Source organism: Streptomyces sp. NPDC048337, assembly GCF_043201175.1.
GTDB lineage: Bacteria > Actinomycetota > Actinomycetes > Streptomycetales > Streptomycetaceae > Streptomyces.
Window position 1 is genome coordinate 1 of record NZ_JBICYR010000046.1, and the last position, 21363, is coordinate 21363.

Sequence of the window (21363 nt, forward strand, 5' to 3'; positions counted from 1 at the left end):
CAGCGGTCAGACCGCCGCCATCCGCGTACCTCATGACGAGGATGTAGCACCGTCAACGCCCGCTGTCACCCCACCCTTTCAACCTCAGCGGCAACGTCGGCGGACGAAGGAGTCCCGGCCGAGGTTTCTCGGTCGGGGCTCAAGTGCGGTCGCTGAGCCGCATCAGCCAGCCGGCGGCACGCTATCTCTCGTCGAGGGTGTTGGTGAGGCTTTCGATGGTAGACGCAGCGACGGCAGCACCACCTGAAGTTCTATACGTCCTCAAGGCGACCCGCTGAGGCGGGTCGCGCGCGGCACGGCCGCCCACCAGGCCCGCTCTTCGCTCCGCCGTCGCGGGCGGCCAGCGAACAGGCCGCGCAGAAACAGCGCAGCGTTGTGCCGGAAGCGCGGAGGAGCCGGACGGCTGCACGGCGAGCGGCAGGCCGACGGCGAGGCGACGGCGGGGAGTTGGCCGAGGCGGCGGCGCGGAAGTGGGGCTGGTCGCCTCTGTGGGCTTTACCCACCTCCCCGGGCCGGGGCCCGCGTCAGGCAAGGCCAGGGGGCCACTCCTTCCAATTCCGGGCAGGATCACGGCCTGCCCGAGTTGCCGGGCCAGCGTATGACCAACATGCTCGACCCCAACCCGGGCAGGACACCGGCCAAAGCCCACTCCACCGCCCTCACGCGCGCAGCCGTCTGACGGTAACGCCGACGGCGACACGGGCGCACAGGAGGGGACGGGCCCGTGCCCGCTCCCCCTTTGAGTCAACACTCGCGGCACACCGCCGACCCGACCCACCCGCGAAACGATTCTGCAATCTCTTGCGCAAGCTCTTGCAACACTGCGGGTCACCCCTCTACGGTCGCGGACAATCCCCACCTCTCCCGCCAGGAGGACCCCCCGCATGTCTGTCAGAGCCGCCAGACCCGCCACACCCGCCGCCCGGTCCCGCGCCGCCGCCGCGGGCCTGTTCGCCACCGCCGCGCTCGCCGCGCTCACCGCCTACGCCCCGCAGGCCTCCGCGACCCCGCCGGGGGACAAGGACGTCACCGCCGTCATGTTCGAGTGGCGGTTCGACTCCGTGGCCAAGGCGTGCACCGATTCCCTCGGGCCCGCCGGATACGGGTACGTTCAGGTCTCGCCTCCCCAGGAGCACATCCAGGGGTCCCAGTGGTGGACCTCGTACCAGCCCGTCAGCTACAAGATCGCCGGGCGGCTGGGGGACCGGGCCGCCTTCAAGGCCATGGTCGACACCTGTCACGCCGCCGGGGTGAAGGTCGTCGCCGACTCCGTCATCAACCACATGGCCGCCGGGGACGGGGTCGGGACGGGTGGGTCTTCGTACACGAAGTACAACTACCCGGGGATCTACTCCGGTTCCGACATGGACGACTGCCGGGCGACCATCTCCAACTACCAGGACAAGGCCAACGTGCAGAACTGCGAGCTCGTGCAGCTCGCGGACCTGGACACCGGCGAGGACTACGTGCGGGGGCGCATCGCCGGGTACCTCAACGACCTGCTGTCGCTGGGCGTCGACGGGTTCCGGATCGACGCCGCCAAGCACATGCCGGCCGCCGACCTCGCCAACATCAAGTCCCGGCTGACCAATCCGGGGGTCTACTGGAAGCAGGAGGCGATATACGGCGCCGGTGAGGCCGTGTCGCCCAGTGAGTACCTCGGCAACGGGGACGTGCAGGAGTTCCGGTACGCGCGGGACCTCAAGCGGGTCTTTCAGAGTGAGAACCTGGCCTACCTGAAGAACTTCGGTGAGGCGTGGGGGTACATGCCGAGCGGGCAGTCCGCCGTCTTCGTCGACAACCACGACACCGAGCGGGGTGGCGACACCCTCAACTACAAGAACGGGTCCGACTACACCCTCGCGAGCGTCTTCATGCTGGCCTGGCCCTACGGGTCGCCGGACGTGCACTCCGGATACGAGTGGGCCGACAAGGACGCCGGGCCGCCCAACGGGGGGACGGTGAACGCCTGCTACTCCGACGGGTGGAAGTGCCAGCACGCCTGGCGGGAGATCGCCTCCATGGTCGGCTTCCGCAACGCGGCGCGCGGCCAGGCCGTCACCGACTGGTGGGACAACGGCGCCGACCAGATCGCCTTCGGCCGCGGGGCCAAGGCGTACGTGGCGATCAACCACGAGGGGTCCGCTCTGACCCGGACCTTCCAGACCTCCCTCGCCTCCGGCGACTACTGCGACGTGCAGAGCGGCCGCGCGGTGACCGTGGACGCGGGCGGGCGGTTCACCGCGACCCTGCCGGCCGGGACGGCCGTCGCGCTGCACGTCGGCGCCCGGACCTGCTCCGGTGGTACGACCACCCCGCCCTCAGCGACCTCCGGTGCCTCCTTCGCCGTCAACGCCACCACCGTGGTCGGACAGAACATCTACGTCGTCGGCGACCGCGCCGAGCTCGGCGGCTGGAACACCGGGAGCGCGCTCAAGCTCGACCCCGCCGCCTACCCCGTCTGGAAGCTCGACGTCACGCTCCCGGCCGGCACGTCCTTCGCGTACAAGTACATCCGCAAGGACGGCTCCGGGAACGTCACCTGGGAGAGCGGCGCCAACCGCACGGCCACCGTCCCCGCGAGCGGCAAGGTCACGCTGACCGACACCTGGCGCAGCTGACTCCCCGCCCGCTCACAGACCAGGGCCGCCCGGCACCCACCTTCCCCGCCACGCCGGGCGGCCCTCACGTACCCGAGGAGAACCGCCTTGATACGCCCTGCCGCAGGAGTGCTCGCCGCCGCGCTGGCCGTGACGCTCCTGCCCGCCCTGCCCGCCGCGGCGGCCGCCGCCCGGCCGCCGGCCCCGCCCTCGGACGCGAAGCTGGCCGCCGAGCCCGCGCGGCACGACCTGACCAGGGAGCAGTTCTACTTCGTCCTCCCGGACCGGTTCGCGAACGGCGACCCGGGCAATGACAAGGGCGGCCTGACCGGCACCCGGCTGGAGACCGGGCTCGACCCGACGGACAAGGGGTTCTACCAAGGCGGTGACCTCAAGGGGCTGACCGACCGGCTCGACTACATCAAGGGGCTGGGGACGACCGCCATCTGGATGGCGCCGATCTTCAAGAACCAGCCGGTGCAGGGGAAGGGCAACGACGTCTCGGCCGGCTACCACGGTTACTGGATCACCGACTTCACCCAGGTCGACCCGCATTTCGGCACCAACGCCGATCTGGAACGGCTGATCGACACGGCGCACGGCAAGGGGATGAAGGTCTTCTTCGACGTCATCACCAACCACACCGCCGATGTCGTCGACTACCGGGAGCAGTCGTACTCCTACCTGTCGAAGGGGGCCTTCCCCTATCTGACCAAGGACGGGGTGCCCTTCGCGGACTCCGATTACGCCGACGGGAAGCGGAAGTTCCCCGCGGTCGACGCCGGGTCCTTTCCGCGGACGCCGTTCGTGCCCGACGCGAAGAAGGCCCTGAAGGCTCCGGCCTGGCTGAACGACCCGACGATGTACCACAACCGGGGCGACTCCACCTTCGCCGGGGAATCCTCCGAGCAGGGCGACTTCTTCGGCCTCGACGACCTGTGGACCGAGCGCCCCGAAGTGGTCAGCGGGATGGAGAAGATCTACGAGAAGTGGGTCAAGGACTTCGCGATCGACGGCTTCCGCATCGACACGGTCAAGCACGTCAACACCGGCTTCTGGACGCAGTGGGCCACCGCCCTCGACAAGTACGCCGCCCAGCGCGGCCGGAAGAACTTCTTCATGTTCGGCGAGGTCTACTCCGCCGACACCGCCGTCACCTCGCCCTACGTGACGCGCGGCCGGCTCGACGCCACGCTCGACTTCCCGCTCCAGGACGCGATCCGCGCGTACGCCTCCCAGGGCGCCGGGGCCGGGCGGCTGGGCTCGGTCTTCGGTGACGACTACCGCTACACCACCGACAAGGCCAACGCCTACGAGCAGGTGACCTTCCTCGGGAACCATGACATGGGCCGGTTCGGGACCTTCCTGAAGCAGGACCGGCCGGGAGCAGGGGAGCAGGAGCTGCTGGAGCGCTACCGGCTCGCCAACGAGCTGATGTTCTTCTCCCGCGGCAATCCGGTGATCTACTCCGGGGACGAGCAGGGCTTCACGGGTGCGGGCGGCGACAAGGACGCCCGCCAGCCGCTGTTCGGCTCCCAGGTCGCCGACTATGTGGACGACGACCAGCTGGGAACGGCGCGTACTCATGCGAGCGATGCTTACGATACGGAGCACCCGCTCTATCGGCAGATCAGTGCTCTCGCGAAGCTGACCAAGGCCCACCCCGCCCTGCGCGACGGCGTCCAAAGCGAGCGCCTCAGCGACGGCTCGGTCTACGCCTTCGCCCGTACCGATGCCCGCAGCCGCACCGAGTACCTGGTCGCCGCCAACAACGGAGCCGAGTCCAGGACCGTGGAGATCGACGCCCCGGCCGGCGCCCAGTACCGCACCCTCTACGGCGGCACCGCGCTGATCCGCGCCTCGGCCGCCGGCAAGCTCACCGTCGTCGTCCCCGCCTTCGGCTCGGTTGTGCTCCAGGGCACCACCCCGCTCGCCGCCCCCACCGTCAAGCCCGCCCTGACCCTCAAGGCCCCGGCCCCCGGCGCCACCGGAACCCTCGAGCTGTCCGCCGACGTGACCGGCGGCGGCCTCAACCGGGTCGTCTTCGCCGCCCAGACCGGCAACGACAAGTGGCAGGTTCTGGGATCGGCCGACCACGCCCCCTACAGGGTCACCCAGCACATCACCGCCCCCGCAGGCACCGCCCTGCGCTACAAGGCCGTCGTCGTCGACTCCACCGGCCGTACCGCGAGCGCCCTCGCCGAGACCGTCGCGGGTCAGGCCCCGCCCCCCGAGGTCCCGACCGCCACCCAGCGCGACTACGCCGTCGTCCACTACAACCGGCCCGACGGGGACTACACCGACTGGCGCCTCTACGCCTGGGGCGACCTCGCCGACGGCGAGGCGACGCCCTGGCCCGCCGGGCACGACTTCACCGGCCGCGACGCGTACGGCGCCTTCGCCTACGTCCGCCTAAAGCCCGGCGCCTCCTCCGTCGGCTACCTCGTCATCGACAAGGACGGCAACAAGGACGTCGCCGCCGACCGCACCATCGACGTGACCAAGACCGGCGAGATCTGGCTGGAGCAGGGCAAGGAACCCGCCCGCACCGACCGGCCCGCCTACCCGCCGCAGGACACGAACAAGGCCGTCCTGCACTACCAGCGCCCCGACGGCGCCTACGACGGCTGGGGACTGCACGTCTGGACGGGCGCCGCGACCCCGACCGACTGGTCCAAGCCGCTGCTCCCCACCCGCACCGACTCCTACGGCGCGGTGTACGAGGTTCCGCTCGGGGCCGGTGCGACCTCCCTGAGCTACATCCTCCACAAGGGCGACGAGAAGGACCTCCCCACCGACCAGTCCCTCGACCTGAAGGCCACCGGCCACGAGGTCTGGATGCTGGGCGGCAAGGAGAAGTACCTCCTCCCGCAGCCCGCCGGATCGGCCGCCGCCCTGGACCTCACCAAAGCCCAGGCCGTCTGGATCGACCGCGACACCCTCGCCTGGAACGCCCCCGCGGCCGCCGCCTCCGTACAGCTCCTCGCCTCCCGCGAAGGCGCCGTCAAGGCCGAGAACGGCACCCTCACCGGCCAGGCCCACTGGCTGCGGTTGAACCGGACCGAGCTCACCGCCGCCCAGAAGCAGAAGTTCCCCCACCTGGCGGCGTACACCGCCTTCACCGTCGACCCGCGCGACCGCGACCGGGTCCGAGGTGCCCTGCGCGGCCAGCTCGTCGCGAGCGCCCGCGCCGCGAACGGCGCCGTCCTCGCCGCCACCGGAGTCCAGCTCGCCGGCGTACTCGACGACCTGTACGCGAACACCGCCCCCCTGGGCCCGGTCTTCAAGGACGGCCGCCCCACCCTCTCCGTCTGGGCCCCCACCGCACAGGCGGTCTCCCTCGAACTCGACGGCCGCACGGTCGCCATGCGCCGCGACGACACCACCGGCGTCTGGTCGGTCCGCGGCGAGCGCTCCTGGACCGGCAAGCCCTACCGCTACGCCGTGACCGTCTGGGCGCCGAGCACCCGCCAGGTGGTCCGCAACCTCGTCACCGACCCGTACTCCACGGCCCTGACCGCCGATTCCACGCACAGCCTGGCCGTGGACCTCGCCGACCCGAAGCTCGCCCCGCCCGGCTGGAAGGACCTGCGCAAGCCCGCCGCCGTCCCCTTCACCTCCGCCCAGATCCAGGAGCTGCACATCCGCGACTTCTCCATCGCGGACCGCACCTCCCGGCACCCGGGCCAGTACCTCGCCTTCACGGACACCGACTCGGCCGGCATGCGCCACCTGCGCGACCTGGCCGCCGCCGGAACCTCCTACGTCCACCTCCTCCCGGCCTTCGACATCGGCACCATCCCGGAGAAGGCCGCGGACCGCACCGAGCCCGCCTGCGACCTGAAGGTCTACGCGCCGGACTCGCAGGAGCAGCAGGCGTGCGTGGCCGCCGCGGCCGCGAAGGACGCCTACAACTGGGGCTACGACCCGCTGCACTACACCGTCCCCGAGGGCTCGTACGCCGGCGACCCGAACGGCACCGCCCGTACGGTCGAGTTCCGCAGGATGGTCCAGTCCCTCAATGGCGCCGGGCTGCGCACCGTGATGGACGTGGTCTACAACCACACCGTCGCCGCCGGGCAGTCGGACAAGTCCGTCCTGGACCGCATCGTCCCCGGCTACTACCAGCGCCTGCTGGCCGACGGCAGCGTCGCCACCTCCACCTGCTGCTCCAACACCGCCCCCGAGAACGCCATGATGGGCCGCCTCGTCGTGGACTCGATCGTCACCTGGGCGAAGGAGTACAAGGTCGACGGCTTCCGCTTCGACCTGATGGGCCACCACCCGAAGGCCAACATCCTGGCCGTCCGCAAGGCCCTCGACGAGCTGACCCCCGCGAAGGACGGGGTCGACGGCAAGAAGATCGTCCTCTACGGGGAGGGCTGGAACTTCGGCGAGATCGCGAACGACGCCCGCTTCGTCCAGGCCACCCAGCAGAACATGGCCGGCACCGGCATCGCCACCTTCTCGGACCGGGCCCGCGACGCCGTCCGCGGTGGCGGCCCCTTCGACGAGGACCCCCGCGTCCAGGGCTTCGCCTCGGGTCTGTTCACCGCCCCCAACGGCTCACCGGCCAACGGCACCCCGGCCGAGCAGAAGGCCCGCCTGCTGCACGGCCAGGACCTGATCAAGGTCGGCCTGTCCGGGAACCTCGCCCCGTACGCCTTCACCGACACCACCGGCCGCCGCATCAAGGGCTCCGAGCTGGACTACAACGGCGCCCCGGCCGGCTACGCGGCCGCCCCCGGCGACGCCCTGGCCTACGCGGACGCCCACGACAACGAGACCCTCGCCGACGCCCTCACCTACAAGCTCCCGCAAGGCACCTCCACCGCCGACCGGGCCCGCATGCAGGTCCTGGCCATGGCGACGGCCGCCCTCTCCCAGGGCCCGGCCCTCTCCCAGGCGGGCACGGACCTGCTCCGCTCCAAGTCCCTCGACCGCAACTCCTACGACAGCGGCGACTGGTTCAACGCCATCCACTGGGACTGCCGCGAAGGCAACGGCTTCGGCCGCGGCCTGCCCCCGGCCGCCGACAACTCCTCGAAGTGGCTCTACGCGAAGCCCCTGCTGACGGGCGCCGCCCCCGGCTGCGCGGAGATCACCGGAGCCTCCGCCGCCTACCGCGACCTCCTGAAGATCCGTACGACGGAAGGGGCCTTCGCCCTCACCACCGCGGAGGCGGTCCAGCAGCAGCTGGCCTTCCCGCTCTCCGGCAAGGACGAGACCCCGGGCGTGATCACCATGACCCTGGGCGACCTGGTGGTGGTCTTCAACGCCACCCCCACCGCCCAGCCCCAGCGCCTCCCGGCCCTCGCGGGCACCGCCTACGCCCTCCACCCGGTCCAGGCCGCCGGCTCCGACGCCACGGTCCGGCAGTCCACCTACGACGCGACGACAGGAGAGTTCACGACCCCCGCCCGCACGGTCGCCGTCTTCACACGACGCTGAGCCGGTCCAGGCGCTTCTCCAGCAGGATCACCCCGTAGATCCTGCCGCCCTTCCCCTCCTTGTGGGGGAACTCCCCGACCACCCGGTAGCCCGCGCCCTGGTAGTACGCGAGCAGCCGGGGGTTGGTGGAGACGCAGTCCAGCCGGGCCCGCTCCCGTCCCGTCCTGGCGATCCGCCGCTCGGCATGTTCGAGCAGGCGGCGCCCGGTGCCGGCGGGGGCGGTCTCGCGCGCCACCATCAGCCGGTGCACGTAACCGGCCACGGGCGGCTGCACGCCCCAGGCCTCCTCGTCGGACCACCACAGCTCGTAGGCCCCGACCACCCGGCCGTCGGCGTCACCGCCGAGCCACACCTCGCCGTCGCGCATCTTCGCCAGGAAGTGCGCCGCGTCCTTCTCGCCCGGCTTCCACTGCTCGATCCCGTGCTGCCGCATCCAGCGGGCAGCCCCGTCGTACAGCTGCACCAGGGTGCCGGCGTCCTTCTCCTCGGCCTGCCGGAACAAGATCCCGTCGTCAATGATCACGCGGGCATTATCGGTGATCGAACACAGTCGCCACACCGAAGATCAACGCGGTGCGGGGACCCCGCCCGCCGTCAGCGCCCCGAGCCGGGCCACCAGCTCCCCGAAGGGCCCGTCCGCCGGCTCGTCGGCCAGGATCCGTACGAGGATGCCGGCCATCTCGGCGTCGTACGCCGCGCTCACCGCGGCCAGCGCCGCGAAGTCGTGCACCAGCTGCAACTCCAGCTCGCCCCGCGGAATCCGGCGCCCGTCCAGCCAGATCAGCGCCGTGGACTCGGCGAGCGACACCCAGGACCGCACCACCAGTTCCAGCCGGGCCGGCGGATCCTCCACCGGGATGCCCAGGTGCGCGAGGATCTGCTCGTACGCCGCCTGCCGCACCTCGTCGATCATCGCGTTGGCCCGGCTGCTCCCGGCCGCCGGCCCGCCCCGCATCAAGGCCGAGAAGCCCGGCCCGTGTTCGTCGACGAACGAGAAGAACCGCCCCATCACCCGCAGCAGCCGGGCACCCAGCGGCCCCTCCTGGGGCTCCACGAACCGCTGCGCCAGCTCATCGGCCGCCCGCCGCAGCGCCGCCTCGTACAGGCTGAGCTTGCCCGGAAAATAGTGGTAGACGAGCGGCCGCGATATCCCCGCGGCCGCCGCGATCTCGTCGATGGAGACATCGTCGGGAGACCGGTGGCTGAACAGCTCCAGGGCAACCCCGATCAGCTGCTGCCGCCGCTCCTCGACACCCATCCTGCGTCGCACCCCGGTTGTCATGCGGACACCCTACTGGGGACCGTTCAGAGGTCCAGGACGAGGCGGTCCCCCTTCGCACGCGAAACGCACAGCAGCATCGAGTCCTCGCGCTCCAGGTCGGTGAGCAGCTCGTCCCGGTGGTCCACCTCGCCCGCCACCACCCGGTGTTGGCAGGTGCCGCAGAAACCCTGCTCGCAGGAGTACGGAGTGTCGGGCAGCTCCCGCCGCACCGCGGCCAGCGTGGACTCCTGCGCGCCGACCTCCACCGTGCGCCCCGAGCGGCGCAGTTCCACCGTGAAGGGCGCCGACGGGCCGGGCTCCGACGGGGCGAAGCGCTCCAGGCGGACCTGCGCGGGATCCGGGGCCGCGGCCGTGACGGCCCGCATCAGGGGCTCCGGGCCGCAGCAGTAGACCAGCGCCCCGTGCCCGGCCGCGCCGACCGCGGCCAGGTCGGGCAGGCCCACCTCGTCCTCCGGCAGGACGCGGACCCGGTCGCCGTAGCCCGCCAGTTCGGCCAGGAAGGGCATCGAGGCGCGCGAGCGGCCCCCGTAGAGGAGGGTCCAGTCGGCGCCGGCCGCGGTGGCCGCCCGCAGCATCGGCAGGATCGGGGTGATGCCGATGCCGCCCGCCACGAACACGTACGAGGGCGCGGGGACCAGCTCGAAGCGGTTGCGCGGCGGCCGCAGTTCCAGCTCGGCGCCCTCGACCAGCTGTGCGTGCGCCTCGCGGGAGCCGCCGCGGCCGTCCTCGATCAGCCGGATCGCGATCGTGTACGTCCCCTCGTCCGCCGGATCGCCGCACAGCGAGTACTGGCGCACCAGGCCCGAGGGCAGGGTGATGTCCACGTGCGCGCCCGGGGTCCACGTCGGGAGCTCGGGCGATTCCAGGACCAGCCGCAGCACCCCCTCGGCCGGTTGCGTACGGGAGACGATCAGCGTGCGCAGCGCGCGGCGCGGGGAGTAGCCGGAGACCGGTGTGTCCAGGGCGGGCAGGGGCCAGAGCGGGGATTTGCCGATGCGGCGGCCCAGCGCCCGCTTGGCGGCCCAGGCCGCGCCCGCCACCGCCGTGACCGCGAGGGCGCGCCTCATGCCTCGGCACCGCCGTTCGCGCCGGGGGAGGTGGCCAGGTAGGCCACGGCCTGGGCCGTCGAGCCGTGCTGTGAGGGGTGGTACGTACGGGAGAGGTACTTCGGTATGGACTTCAGCATGGCGCCGGTGGAGGGGAGCACGCCCTGCTGCCCCGCCCGGAAGAACTGCCCGAAGGAGGCCTTGCCGTCGGCCAGAGTCGGGTCGTTCTCCATGAAGAAGCGGACCCCGCGCTGCCACAGGAAGACCAGCGCCGAGAAGCCGGTGGCCCAGGTCCGCGCGCGGCGGCGGTAGTTGCCGTCCACGTGCATGAAGAGGTCGAAGGCCACCGAGCGGTGCTCGACCTCCTCCGCGCCGTGCCAGCGCAGCAGGTCGAGCATCATGGGGTCGGCGCCCCGCCGGTCCAACTCGTCCGCGTTCAGCACCCAGTCGCCCAGGAACGCCGTGTAGTGCTCGATCGCCGCGATCATCGCGACCCGCTCCATCAGCCACCAGTGCCGGGCCCGGCCCGGGGGCAGGGTCCGGTCGCCGAGCAGCTTCTCGAAGAGCCAGTCGACCTGCGCCGTGTACGGGGTCGGGTCCAGGCCCAGCCGCTTCAGGTGGGGGAGCACGTCGTCGTGCGCGGCGGCGTGCATGGCCTCCTGGCCGATGAAACCGACCACGTCCGCGCGCAGTTGCTCGTCCTTGATGTACGGGAGCACCTGCTTGTAGACGTGCACGAACCAGCGCTCGCCCGCGGGGAGCAGCAGGTGCAGCACGTTGATCATGTGCCCGGCGAACGGGTCGTTCGGCAGCCAGTGGAGCGGGGTGCCCTCCCATCCGAAGGACACGTTCCGCGGCTTCAGGTCCATGTGTTCCGACGCCACGGGGGCGGGCGCGAGCGGCGTATTAGACATGGCGTCAATGTACTGATGGGTAGTGGAGAGGAGAACCCCTCTGCACGCACTTCCTGACGCGGCTACCGGTGTGGCTCCTAGCGAAGTGAACCCGCCTTGGTCCCGTCCGTGAGATGGCCCGACAGGTCGACCTGGGCGCCCGCCGGAGCCTTCACCGCCAGCCGGTTGCCCTTCGCGGCGCCGTTCACCCCGCCGCCCGACACCGACAGCGAGGCGAACTGCGCGCTGCCCGCCGCCAGGACGTACCACTGGCCCGCCCGCGACTTCCACAGCACGCCCGCCAGCACCCGCGGCTCCCGCGGACCGCACGCCTGCGACCCCTCCGACCGGGCCGCCTGCGCGGCGAGCGGGGCACCCGGGGTCAGGAACTGCGCCTGCACCCGGTCCGCCGTGCCCTGCCAGGTCTCGGCCCGCGTGCACAGCCAGGTCGCCGCCCCGTCGCCCTCCGGCAGCGGCTGCTTGGCGTACGTCCAGGCGTTGACCGTACGGACCCCGTGCGAGCGGACCGACGGCAGCAGGCACGCGATCCGCGACCAGTCCCCGAGCTCCGCGGCCTCCGTCACGTCGCGCTCGGCGCCCGGCGCGCCCGAGGTGAGCCGGGCCGGGGTCAGCTCGCCGAGGTCGGTGATCAGCCGGGTGGCACCGTCGCCCGTCAGGGCCAGGCCGTTCCAGCCGGTGCAGTCGCCCCCCGGGGCCGGGCTCGGCACCGGCGGGGTGACCCCGTCCGGGCCGAGCTTCAGCGCCGCCGGGCTCTCGCCCGGCTTGAGCAGGTCCCGCAGGGCCGCGCCGGTGACCCAGGGCGCGGTCAGGTAGCGGACGTTGCCGTCGACCCGGCTGACCACGAGGGCGGTCGCGGTGTCCGCGGAGGCGCCGTCGGTCCGGGCGAAGTCCAGGGCGGCGCCGGTGGTCCCGGTGCGCGGTTCGGCGTACCGGACCACGCGCAGGCCGTCGTAGAAGAGGACCACGACGGCCTGGTCGACGGCGCCCGCGAACAGCAGCTGCGCCGGTCCCATCGGCGGCCCGGCGGGGGTTGCGGGGGTGGCGGAGACCACCACAGAGGACCCGGGCCGGGCCCAGACGGCCAGCGCCCGGCGCAGCAGCCCGGTGTCGTCGGCCCGGTCGCCGCGCGCGGGCCAGGCGGAGAAGTCCGTACGGGAGGACGTGCGCCAGAGCGTGGGCGCGGCCCGCGTCAGCTTCCCGGGGTCCAGCGCCTGCTCGGCCGCCGCGTTGCGGGAGTACGGCGGAGCGGCGGCCCCGTCGGCGCCCCAGCCCCCGCCGGGCAGCGCGAGCAGCGCCCCGCACACCGCGAGGGCGGCCCCGGCGGCCACGGCGGCCCGCGCCAGGCGCCGGCGGCGCAGCAGGTCGGTGGGGCGGGCCTGGAGCACGCACGGGTCGAACTCGGGGGAGGCGAAGAGGGCGTCGTGCGCCGGATCCCCGGATTCCGCGACCGCGGCGGCCGGGTCGGCCACCCCGGCCTCGTCCAGCACCCGCAGCACCTCCGCCTCGGGCAGCCGCTCCAGCGCCCGCAGCACGCAGGCGGCCCGGCCGGGCCCGCCGAGGGTGGCCAGCCACTGGTCGAGGGCGAGCTCCTCGGCCCCGCCGGAGCGGGGGAACAGCCGCAGGCCCCACACCTGGGGGAGCGCGGGCGGGAGCTGCGCGCGCCGGGGCAGGGCGCGGAAGGTCAGCGGGACCCCGGCCTCCAGGGCGGCGCGCAGCACGCGCAACCGGACGTACGCGTACCCGGCGTCGCCCCCGCCGCCGCGCTGGCCCGGGACCCCGCCCTGCACGGCCGCCGCCACGTCCCGGCGTCCGCGCGGCAGGGCCCGCTGGACCAGCGAATGGGCGGTGAGCACCCGTCGGTTGCGGCCGAGGGCGGGCGGCAGCACCAGGTAGGCGAGCCGCACCAGCCGAGGGTAGTGCTCGACGATGGCGGCCTCGGCCTGTTCGACATCGGGAGACAGGGGGCGGGTGGCGGTATCCGGCGCAGTCACGTTCAGCAGAACGAGCGAATCGTCGGATGGTCACCCGCCCCCAGTGCACACGTTCGGGTGGATCTGGCTCGGTCGGGGCTCAGGCCACCAGGCGCGCGCGCAGCGCCTCGACCGTCTCGTCGGAGATGCCGAGCCCCTCGCGCACGTACTTCTCCATGGAGCCGTAGCGCGTCTCGACCTCCTCCAGTGCCGCCTCCAGGTAGGAGGGGAAGACGCCTATCAGCGCGAGCGCTATGTCGGGGTCGCCGCCGGCCGCCGTGAAGCCCTCGATCATCGGGGCGAAGGCCTGCTTGACCGCGGGGTTCACCGACAGGTACTCGTCCATCAGCGTCTCGTCGTCCGCGCCGAGCAGCGACAGGATGATCGTCGCGCCCCAGCCGGTGCGGTCCTTGCCGGCCGTGCAGTGGAAGAGCAGCGGGCCGGCGTCCGGGTCGGCGGCCTCGGTGAGCAGGGTGCGGTACGCGGCGTGCGCCGAGGCGGAGTTCACGAAGGACCGGTAGACCTCGCCGAACAGGGCCTGCGCCTTGCCGCCGCCCAGGTGCTCCTCGGCCACGACCGGGTCGGACAGCAGGTCCTTGAGCTGCGCGGCGGCGGGCATCCGGCCCGAGTTCATCTTGTCGGCGAGTACGTCGGCGATCAGGATCCGGGCGCCGTCCGGCACCCGGTCGGGGTGGTCGGCGCGCTCGACCTCGGTGCGGAAGTCGATGACGGTGCGCAGTCCCAGCGCGGCCACCGCCGGGTCGGCGTCGAGGTCGAGCCGGTCGAGCTGGCCGGAGCGCAGCACCAGGCCGGGACGGACGGTGCGGCCGCCGGAGAGGGGGGTGCCGCCGAGGTCGCGGAGATTGGCGACGGTGGTGGCGGGGGTGGCGGTCATCGTGGCGGCTCCAGCGGCTCGTGCTCGTACTCTTGGGTGATTCATATGATTTTCGGATGTTTTGGGCCGGAAAGACAATCGACGGCCAGCGAGACCCCGATCCCGACCCCGAGGGCCACCAGGTGCCCGGCGTCCGTGAAGGTCCGCCCCCGCTTCAGTACGGGTGCCGCGGCGAGCGCCAGCAGCCCCGCCCGTGCGGCCGTACGGACCGCCCCGCGCGGCAGGGCCGAGGTCAGCGCGCCGAGCACGGCGTTGAACCCGTAGCTCGTCCCCACGTCCAGGGCGCGCCGGGTCCGCGGATCGGCCGTCCCGCGCAGGGCCCCGTAGACGAGGAGCGTCGCCGTGGCGTGCCCGAACAGGAACACCGCGGCCGTCCACCACGCGCCGTACGCGTACTCCGCGTAGCCGAGGACCGCGACCAGCAGCAGCGCGTAGGGCAGCGGCATGGGCTCCTCGACGACGAAGGCGCTGGTCAGCAGCGTCTCCCAGCGCCCGGAGGCGAGGTTGTCGACATTCGTCGAGCAGCTCCGGAGCAGCTGCTCCCGCTCGGCCGGCGCCCTGCGCTCCAGGGCGTGCGCCCCGAGCTGGACCCCGCCCGCGTAGACCGCTCCCAGGGGAATTGGATTCACCCGACCATGATCGGATACGGCCCTCTTGCGGGCGGCACCGGGCCCCGTGGGAACATGTTCCGGCCATGTCACGGAACCACGCGCCGATGCGCGCCACGCGGGCCGCGATGTTCGCGGCGGTGTGTACCGCATTGGGTGCGGTGGGGCATTCATACATGTCCGGCACGGATATTCCGCTGATGGGCCTTCTGGGTGCCTTCGCGGTGACCGGCGGACTCGCCTGGCTCGCCGCCGGGCGACGGCGGGGGCCCGCGGGGATCACCGCGGCCCTGCTCACCGTGCAGGGAGTGCTGCACCTCGTCTTCTCCGGAAGCCAGACGGCCGCGCCCGCGCACCGCCACATGCCGGGCATGGAGATGGACGCGAGTTCCGACCCCGCCGGGCCGGCCGACGTGACGGGCATGGCGGACATGGCCGGGATGGCCGAGCAGGCCATGGGCGGACACGACATCGCAGCCGGACATGTCATGGCCGGTCACGGCGGAGCCGGGATGATCGCCGCGCACGTGCTCGCCGGACTGTTCTGCGCCGCCTGGGTGGCGTGGGGCGAAGCCGCCCTCTTCCGGCTGGCCCGGACCCTGGGCGCCGCCGCGGTGCACGCGGCCCGGCCGCTCTCCCGCGCACTGACCCTCGTACGGGAACGGGTGGCGGCCCCGGCGGCCCCGCCCGCGTTCCACGCCCCGTACCACGAACGGCCGCGCCGCCTGCGCGGGGCCGTGCACGCCCATGCCGTGGTGCGCCGCGGGCCGCCCGGGGGCCGAGTCCCCCGCGCCACGGCCCCCGGCCGTCCTGCCCGCGCCTGAACCGGCGCACCCTCCTCGGCGAGGGGGGGCGAGACCTGGGGCCGGTTTCCCCATGTCTTCGCCAACACCTAGGACCCCCATGTCACTTGACGAGGTTCAGGACGCCCGCACCCCGGACGCCCCCGCCGACACACCCAAGAAGAGCCCCGGCAGCTGGGCCGCCCTGCGGCCGCTGCTCCTGCGCATGCACTTCTACGCGGGCCTGCTCATCGCCCCGCTGCTGTTCCTCGCCGCCGCCACCGGCCTGCTGTACGCCGGCTCCTGGCAGGCCGAGAAGATCGTCTACTCCGACCAGCTGACCGTCGCCCGCGTCGGCGAGAGCGCCCTGCCGCTCAGCGAGCAGGTCGCGGCCGCCAAGGCCGCCGTACCCGAGGGCAAGGTCACCGGCGTCGCGCCGGCGCCCGAAGCCGACGCGACCACCCGCGTGGTCATGGAGGCCCCGGGGCTGGAGGAGGGCCAGACCCGCACCGTGTTCGTCGACCCGTACACGGCCGACGTGCGCGGGCAGCTCACCACCTCCGGTGACGCGCTTCCGCTGCGGGCCTGGCTGAGCGAGTTCCACTCCAGCCTCCAGCTCGGGGAGTTCGGCCGGAACTACAGCGAGCTCGCCGCGAGCTGGCTGTGGGTCGTCGCCCTCGGCGGACTCGCCCTGTGGACCGGCCGCAGGCGGGGGCGCAGGGCCGACCTCGTCCTCCCCGACCGCGCGGCCACCGGCCGCCGCCGGACCCTGTCCTGGCACGGGACCGTCGGACTCTGGTCGGTCGCCGGCCTCGTCGTCCTCTCCGCCACCGGCCTGACCTGGTCGAAGTACGCCGGCGAGAACATAGGGCAGCTCCAGGACAGCCTCGGCGGGGCCACCCCGACCGTCTCCGCCAAGCTCACCCCCGGCTCGGACTCCGCGGGCGGCGACGAGCACGCCGGACACATCCCCCAGACTCCGTCCGGGGGGACCCCCAGGACCGAGGGCATGGAGATGCCGCCGCCCGCCCCGACCGCCGACGTCGGCATCGACCGCGCCGTCGCGGCCGCCCGGGCGGCCGGCGTCACCGAGTACCTCCAGGTGACGCTCCCGGCCAAGGGCAAGGGGTACGTGGTCAAGGAGAAGGACAAGCAGGTGCCGGTGCACCTGGACGCCGTCTCGATCGACCCCGCCGACGGCCGGGTCATGGACGAACTGCGCTTCGCCGACTACCCGCTGCTCGCCAAGATGACCCGCTTCGGCATCGACCTGCACATGGGCCAGACCTTCGGGCTCGTCAACCAGCTCGCGCTGGCCGCGCTCGCCGTCGCGCTGATGTTCCTCGTCTTCTGGGGCTACCGGATGTGGTGGCTGCGCCGGCCGACCAAGGACCGCAGGCTCTCCGTCGGCCGCGCCCAGCCGCGCGGTGCCTGGCGCAGGCTGCCGGTGACCGTGCTGCTGCCGCTGGTGGCGGTGACCGCGGTGGTCGGCTGGTTCGTCCCGCTGCTCGGGATCAGCCTGGTCGCGTTCCTGGTGGTCGACCTGACCCTGGGCTTCGTGGCACGGAGCCGCGCGAAGGCGCCGACCCCGGCCGCCTAGCCCTGGCCGGGAATGCCGGCGGGCCCGTACTCCCCTCGGGAGTACGGGCCCGCCGTGCGCGGTCGACCGACAGGCCCGTCAGGGGGCGTACTTGTACCCCACCCGGCGCACGGTCTGGATCGCGCCGCGGTGGGACGCGCCCAGCTTGCGGCGCAGACGGGCGATGTGGACGTCCACGGTCCGCCCGTCGCCGACGTGTCCGTAGCCCCAGACGGTGGTCACCAGCTGGTCCCGGCTGTGCACCCGGTGCGGGTGCTTCACCAGGTGGGCCAGGAGCTCGAACTCCAGGTAGGTCAGGTCGAGTACCTCCCCGTCGACCTCGGCGGTGCGCTGCGCCGAGTCGATGCGGACCAGCGCGTCGCCCGCGGCGGCCGGGGGCTGGGGGGCCGGGGCGGCCGGCGGGGCGGGGGCGGCCACCGCCTGCGGGGCGAAGGCGATCGGCGGCTGCTGGTCGGCGGGTACCAGGACCAGGTAACCGACCATCGGCGGGTGGCCCGGCAGCGCCGGCAGGGTGTGCTGGGGCGCGGGAAGCCAGGTGGCGCCGGGCGGGAGCAGATCCACGACCCGGGCCACCTCGTCTCGGTCCACGGCGCGCAGCCGGTGGCGCGGACTGGGAGGGAAGGTCAGGGCGGAGGTCGCAGCGGAGGCGGCAGAAGTGATGGAACGGGTGTTCGCCATGAGTGGTCAGCTCTTTCACGCGGAGTGGTCGGCAGGAGACGTACGTACGTCGTCGATGTCGTACCGCGCAGACCGAAGGCCTCGGGGAAGATCAGGTGGGAGATCCCGGAGGCGTTAGAGGGCCGGCGCGTTCTTCGCGCGGCAACACACCCGGTCGAAATCGTGATCCTGACGGGAAGGCCAGAACGGCTCGAGGTCGCTGCGACCTGACGAGGTGTATGAGTGGCTGGCCATGGCCGTATTCAAGCAGACGCCGGCCGTCCGGGGCAGACCTCGTCTCAATGAGTGGAGGCACATCTCGAATTCCGAGATCAAGTCCTCACCGGACCGCAATAATTCCGACATATCTTCACCCCTTTCCGCGGCCGCGCCGGACACGGGCAACGCCCGCCGGGCCTGGGGCTCGGCGGGCGTTGCGGGGTGCTGGGAGGTGCTGCGGGGTGCTTCGGGGTGTGCCGCGGTCTTAGACCAGGCCGTCCTTCTTCAGGCCCGTGCAGCAGGTGTCCGTGATGAGGCGGGTCACCACGTACGGGTCCACGTTCGCGTTCGGGCGGCGGTCCTCGATGTAGCCCTTGCCGTCCTTCTCCACCTGCCACGGGATGCGGACCGAGGCGCCGCGGTCCGAGACGCCGTAGCTGAACTCGTTCCACGGGGCGGTCTCGTGCAGACCCGTCAGACGCTCGTCGATGCCGGCACCGTAGTTCTTCACGTGGTCGAGCGGCTTGCTGCCCTCGCCCAGCGCCTCGCACGCCGAGACGATCGCGCGGTAGTCCTCGCGCATCGCCTTCGTGGAAAAGTTGGTGTGCGCGCCCGCGCCGTTCCAGTCGCCCTTCACCGGCTTCGGGTTCAGCGTCGCCGAGACGTTGAAGTCCTCGGCGGTGCGGTACAGCAGCCAGCGCGCGATCCACAGCTGGTCGGAGACCTCCAGCGGGCCGACCGGGCCGACCTGGAACTCCCACTGGCCGGGCATGACCTCGGCGTTGATGCCGGAGATGCTCAGGCCCGCCGCGAGGCAGTGGTCCAGGTGCTTCTCGACGATCTCGCGGCCGAAGATCTCGTCCGAGCCGACACCGCAGTAGTAACCGCCCTGCGCCGCCGGGAAACCGTTCACCGGGAAGCCGAGCGGGCGGGACCCGTCGAAGAAGGTGTACTCCTGCTCGATGCCGAAGATCGGCGCCTGCTCCGCGAACTCCTCGGCGATCGGACGCAGCAGCGCGCGGGTGTTCGACTCGTGCGGGGTCATGTCGATGTTCATGACCTCGCACAGGACCAGGACGTTGTCCCCGCCGCGGATCGGGTCCGGGCAGGAGAAGACCGGCTGCAGGACGCGGTCGGAGGCGTGGCCCTCGGCCTGGTTGGTGCTCGATCCGTCGAAGCCCCAGATCGGCAGCGCGTCGCCGTCCGCCAGGATCTTCGTCTTGGAGCGAAGCTTCGCCGTCGGCTCGGTGCCGTCGATCCAGATGTACTCAGCCTTGTAGCTCACGGGGCCCCATCCTCAGACTCTGCGGTGCTGCTGGTCGCTGCTTCGTCGCTTGCTTCATTGCCTGCTTCAACGCTGCGGTGATGACCGCAGCGTGCCCCGTCGCGATTTCCCATCCGTTGCCCGCGTGTGAACCCCGTGTTACCGACGTTTACGCCGCAGGTCGGGTGGGTTGTGCGGGTCGGCGGCGGGTTGGTGGCGGAGCCTCCGTCCGGGTGGGGCAGACTGGTCGGGTGAGCATTTTGTCTGATGTGAACCCTGCCGGAGACCCCGCCGAGAGCCCCGTCGAGAGTGCCGCCCAGCAGGTCCCCGCAGGCCGCCGACCCCGGGTCGGACTGCTGGGCACCGGCCCCTGGGCGCACCGTACGCACGCCCCCGCGCTCGCCGCGCACACCGGTTCCGAGTTCGCCGGGGTGTGGGGCCGCAGGCCCGAGGCCGCGGCCGAGCTGGCGGGCGAGTACGGCGTGAAGGTGTACGAAGACCCCGGCGCGCTGTTCGCCGACTGTGACGTCGTGGCCTTCGCCCTGCCGCCGGACGTCCAGGCCCCGCTCGCCGTGCGCGCGGCCGCCGCCGGCTGCCACCTCCTGCTCGACAAGCCCGTCGCGACGACCGTCGCCGACGCCCGGGCCGTCGCCGACGCCGTGACCCGGCACGGGGTCGCCTCCATCGTCTTCCTCACCCTGCGCTTCGCCGAGCCGACGGCCGGATGGGTCGCGGAACAGGCCGGACGATCGGGCTGGTTCACCGCCTCCGCGCACTGGCTCGGCGCCGTCTTCCCGCCCGACGGCACGCCCAGCGCGTACGCCGACTCGCCCTGGCGCAAGGCCAAGGGCGGCCTGTGGGACGTCGGCCCGCACGCGCTCTCCGTGCTGATCCCGATCCTCGGCGAGGTCACCGCCGTCAGCGCCACCCGCGGCCCCTCCGACGTGGTCCAACTGGCCCTCCGCCACACCTCCGGCGCGGCCAGCACCGCCGTGCTCAGCCTGGGCGCCCCGCGCGCGGCCGCCGGGGTGGGCCTGGAACTGCGCGGAGCCGAGGGAGTGCACGCGCTCCCCGGGTGGAGCGACGTCCCGGGCGCCTACGGGCGAGCCCTGGACGCGCTGCTCACGGCGGCCCGGACGGGGGTTCCGGATCCGCGGGGGGCGGAGTTCGGGGCGCGGCTGACGGAGCTTTTGGCGGAGGCGGAGGGGCAGGTGGGGGGCGCTACTTGATGACGGCGTTCGCCACGATGATGGCCAGGCCGATCGTGGCGTCGGCCAGGCCGATGAGCAGCGCGGAGCGGAGCCGGTAGCCGACCCGGATCGCCACGAAGGAGCCCCAGGCGAACAGCAGCGCGGTGTTCAGGCCGAGGCCGACGGCGGTGACCCCGTACGAGTCCCAGTCGGCGAGCCCCGCGATGACCAGCAGCAGGACCGTGGGGAGGGTGGCCGCGATCATCGGCCACTCGTTCCACAGCGCCCGGGTCAGCAGCTGCCACCGGTGGCGGGCGGAGCCGCGCTGATGGGTGGTCATGTGGTGCGAGTACCCGTGCGCGAGACCGGCGGCGGCCGCTGTGACGAGCACCCAGCTGGCGTCGTAGAACGGCGTGTAGTCCCCGCCCTTCTGATCCAGCGCGGCCAGCAGCCCACTGGCCAGCACGGTCCCGTACACCCCACCGAACATCCAGTCGGCCCCGCGCCGGGGCGGGGGGAAGGGCTGTCCGGTGGGGGTGGGGGTGGGGGTGGGATGTGGTTGGGCGTCCGGCTGCGGCTGCTCGTTCACGGGCTGCTCGTCCACGGGTGATCCCTTTGGTGCGGTACGTCCTGGTTTGCTGCTGGGGTCACCCTACGTGGGGGGAGGGTGGGGGCGAGGTGAAGAGGGGCGCTTGTGCCGGGGCGGGGTCTTCATCCGGTACTCACGCGGGTGGGGGGTGGGGGGTCGGGGTCTGGGCTGGTCGGTCTCAGGGAGGGGTTGGGGGTTTCCCGTCAGTCTCATCGTCCTTCCGTGTCGTGCCGGGGGGGGGGGGGGGGGGCCCCCGGCGCGGGGGGGGGCGGCGCCCCGGGCCCGCAGCCCCCCAC

15 protein-coding genes are annotated in these 21363 nt (G+C 72.5%); 5 read left to right on the forward strand and 10 right to left on the reverse strand.

Going from position 1 to position 21363, the window contains the following annotated elements; translation table 11 throughout:
• Positions 1-884 precede the first annotated feature (884 nt).
• Together ACGFYU_RS36895 and pulA are read left to right on the forward strand one after the other, a co-directional pair.
• On the forward strand, positions 885-2621 hold the full coding sequence (locus ACGFYU_RS36895; RefSeq protein ID WP_393831678.1) for a carbohydrate-binding module family 20 domain-containing protein: 1737 nt from the start codon (positions 885-887) through the stop codon (positions 2619-2621).
• Positions 2622-2708: 87 nt separating this feature from the next.
• On the forward strand, positions 2709-8051 hold the full coding sequence (gene pulA, locus ACGFYU_RS36900) for a pullulanase-type alpha-1,6-glucosidase (RefSeq protein WP_393831679.1): 5343 nt from the start codon (positions 2709-2711) through the stop codon (positions 8049-8051).
• On the opposite strand, the gene ACGFYU_RS36905 is transcribed toward pulA, so the two are convergent.
• The 7 genes from ACGFYU_RS36905 to ACGFYU_RS36935 all read right to left on the reverse strand — a co-directional run bounded on the left by ACGFYU_RS36905 (position 8038) and on the right by ACGFYU_RS36935 (position 14787).
• Entirely contained in the window at positions 8038-8574 is a 537-nt protein-coding gene (locus tag ACGFYU_RS36905) for a GNAT family N-acetyltransferase (protein WP_393831680.1), read from the reverse strand. The genes pulA and ACGFYU_RS36905 overlap by 14 nt on opposite strands.
• A gap of 42 nt (positions 8575-8616) precedes the next feature.
• Positions 8617-9333, reverse strand: coding sequence for a TetR/AcrR family transcriptional regulator (locus tag ACGFYU_RS36910; protein ID WP_393831681.1), 717 nt, complete (start codon positions 9331-9333; stop codon positions 8617-8619).
• Between the two features lie 23 nt (positions 9334-9356).
• Positions 9357-10400: a PDR/VanB family oxidoreductase gene (locus ACGFYU_RS36915; RefSeq protein ID WP_393831682.1), complete on the reverse strand. Its 1044-nt coding sequence runs from the start codon at positions 10398-10400 to the stop codon at positions 9357-9359.
• Positions 10397-11293, reverse strand: coding sequence for a metal-dependent hydrolase (locus ACGFYU_RS36920; protein WP_393831683.1), 897 nt, complete (start codon positions 11291-11293; stop codon positions 10397-10399). The genes ACGFYU_RS36915 and ACGFYU_RS36920 overlap by 4 nt, the downstream gene beginning before the upstream one ends.
• Positions 11294-11370: 77 nt before the next feature.
• On the reverse strand, positions 11371-13284 hold the full coding sequence (locus tag ACGFYU_RS36925) for a hypothetical protein (RefSeq protein WP_393831684.1): 1914 nt from the start codon (positions 13282-13284) through the stop codon (positions 11371-11373).
• Between the two features lie 79 nt (positions 13285-13363).
• Positions 13364-14158, reverse strand: coding sequence for a tyrosine-protein phosphatase (locus ACGFYU_RS36930; RefSeq protein ID WP_393831685.1), 795 nt, complete (start codon positions 14156-14158; stop codon positions 13364-13366).
• 41 nt (positions 14159-14199) lie between these two features.
• On the reverse strand, positions 14200-14787 hold the full coding sequence (locus ACGFYU_RS36935) for a rhomboid-like protein (RefSeq protein WP_393831686.1): 588 nt from the start codon (positions 14785-14787) through the stop codon (positions 14200-14202).
• Positions 14788-14966: 179 nt separating this feature from the next.
• Here ACGFYU_RS36935 and ACGFYU_RS36940 point away from each other — a divergent pair, with 179 nt between their 5' ends.
• Together ACGFYU_RS36940 and ACGFYU_RS36945 are read left to right on the forward strand one after the other, a co-directional pair.
• Entirely contained in the window at positions 14967-15590 is a 624-nt protein-coding gene (locus ACGFYU_RS36940) for a hypothetical protein (RefSeq protein ID WP_393831687.1), read from the forward strand.
• Between the two features lie 79 nt (positions 15591-15669).
• On the forward strand, positions 15670-17148 hold the full coding sequence (locus ACGFYU_RS36945; protein WP_393831688.1) for a PepSY-associated TM helix domain-containing protein: 1479 nt from the start codon (positions 15670-15672) through the stop codon (positions 17146-17148).
• Between the two features lie 78 nt (positions 17149-17226).
• Here ACGFYU_RS36945 and ACGFYU_RS36950 read toward each other — a convergent pair whose 3' ends face one another.
• Positions 17227-17826: a winged helix-turn-helix domain-containing protein gene (locus ACGFYU_RS36950; RefSeq protein WP_393831689.1), complete on the reverse strand. Its 600-nt coding sequence runs from the start codon at positions 17824-17826 to the stop codon at positions 17227-17229.
• Between the two features lie 463 nt (positions 17827-18289).
• Positions 18290-19309, reverse strand: coding sequence for a glutamine synthetase (gene glnII / locus ACGFYU_RS36955; RefSeq protein WP_393831690.1), 1020 nt, complete (start codon positions 19307-19309; stop codon positions 18290-18292).
• Between the two features lie 332 nt (positions 19310-19641).
• Between glnII and ACGFYU_RS36960 the strand changes: the two genes are divergently transcribed.
• On the forward strand, positions 19642-20517 hold the full coding sequence (locus ACGFYU_RS36960) for a Gfo/Idh/MocA family protein (protein WP_393831692.1): 876 nt from the start codon (positions 19642-19644) through the stop codon (positions 20515-20517).
• On the opposite strand, the gene ACGFYU_RS36965 is transcribed toward ACGFYU_RS36960, so the two are convergent.
• Positions 20510-21082, reverse strand: a complete 573-nt coding sequence (locus tag ACGFYU_RS36965) for a hypothetical protein (protein ID WP_393831691.1) — start codon at positions 21080-21082, stop codon at positions 20510-20512. The two genes, ACGFYU_RS36960 and ACGFYU_RS36965, sit on opposite strands and share 8 nt — an antisense overlap.
• Between the last annotated feature and the right edge of the window lie 281 nt (positions 21083-21363).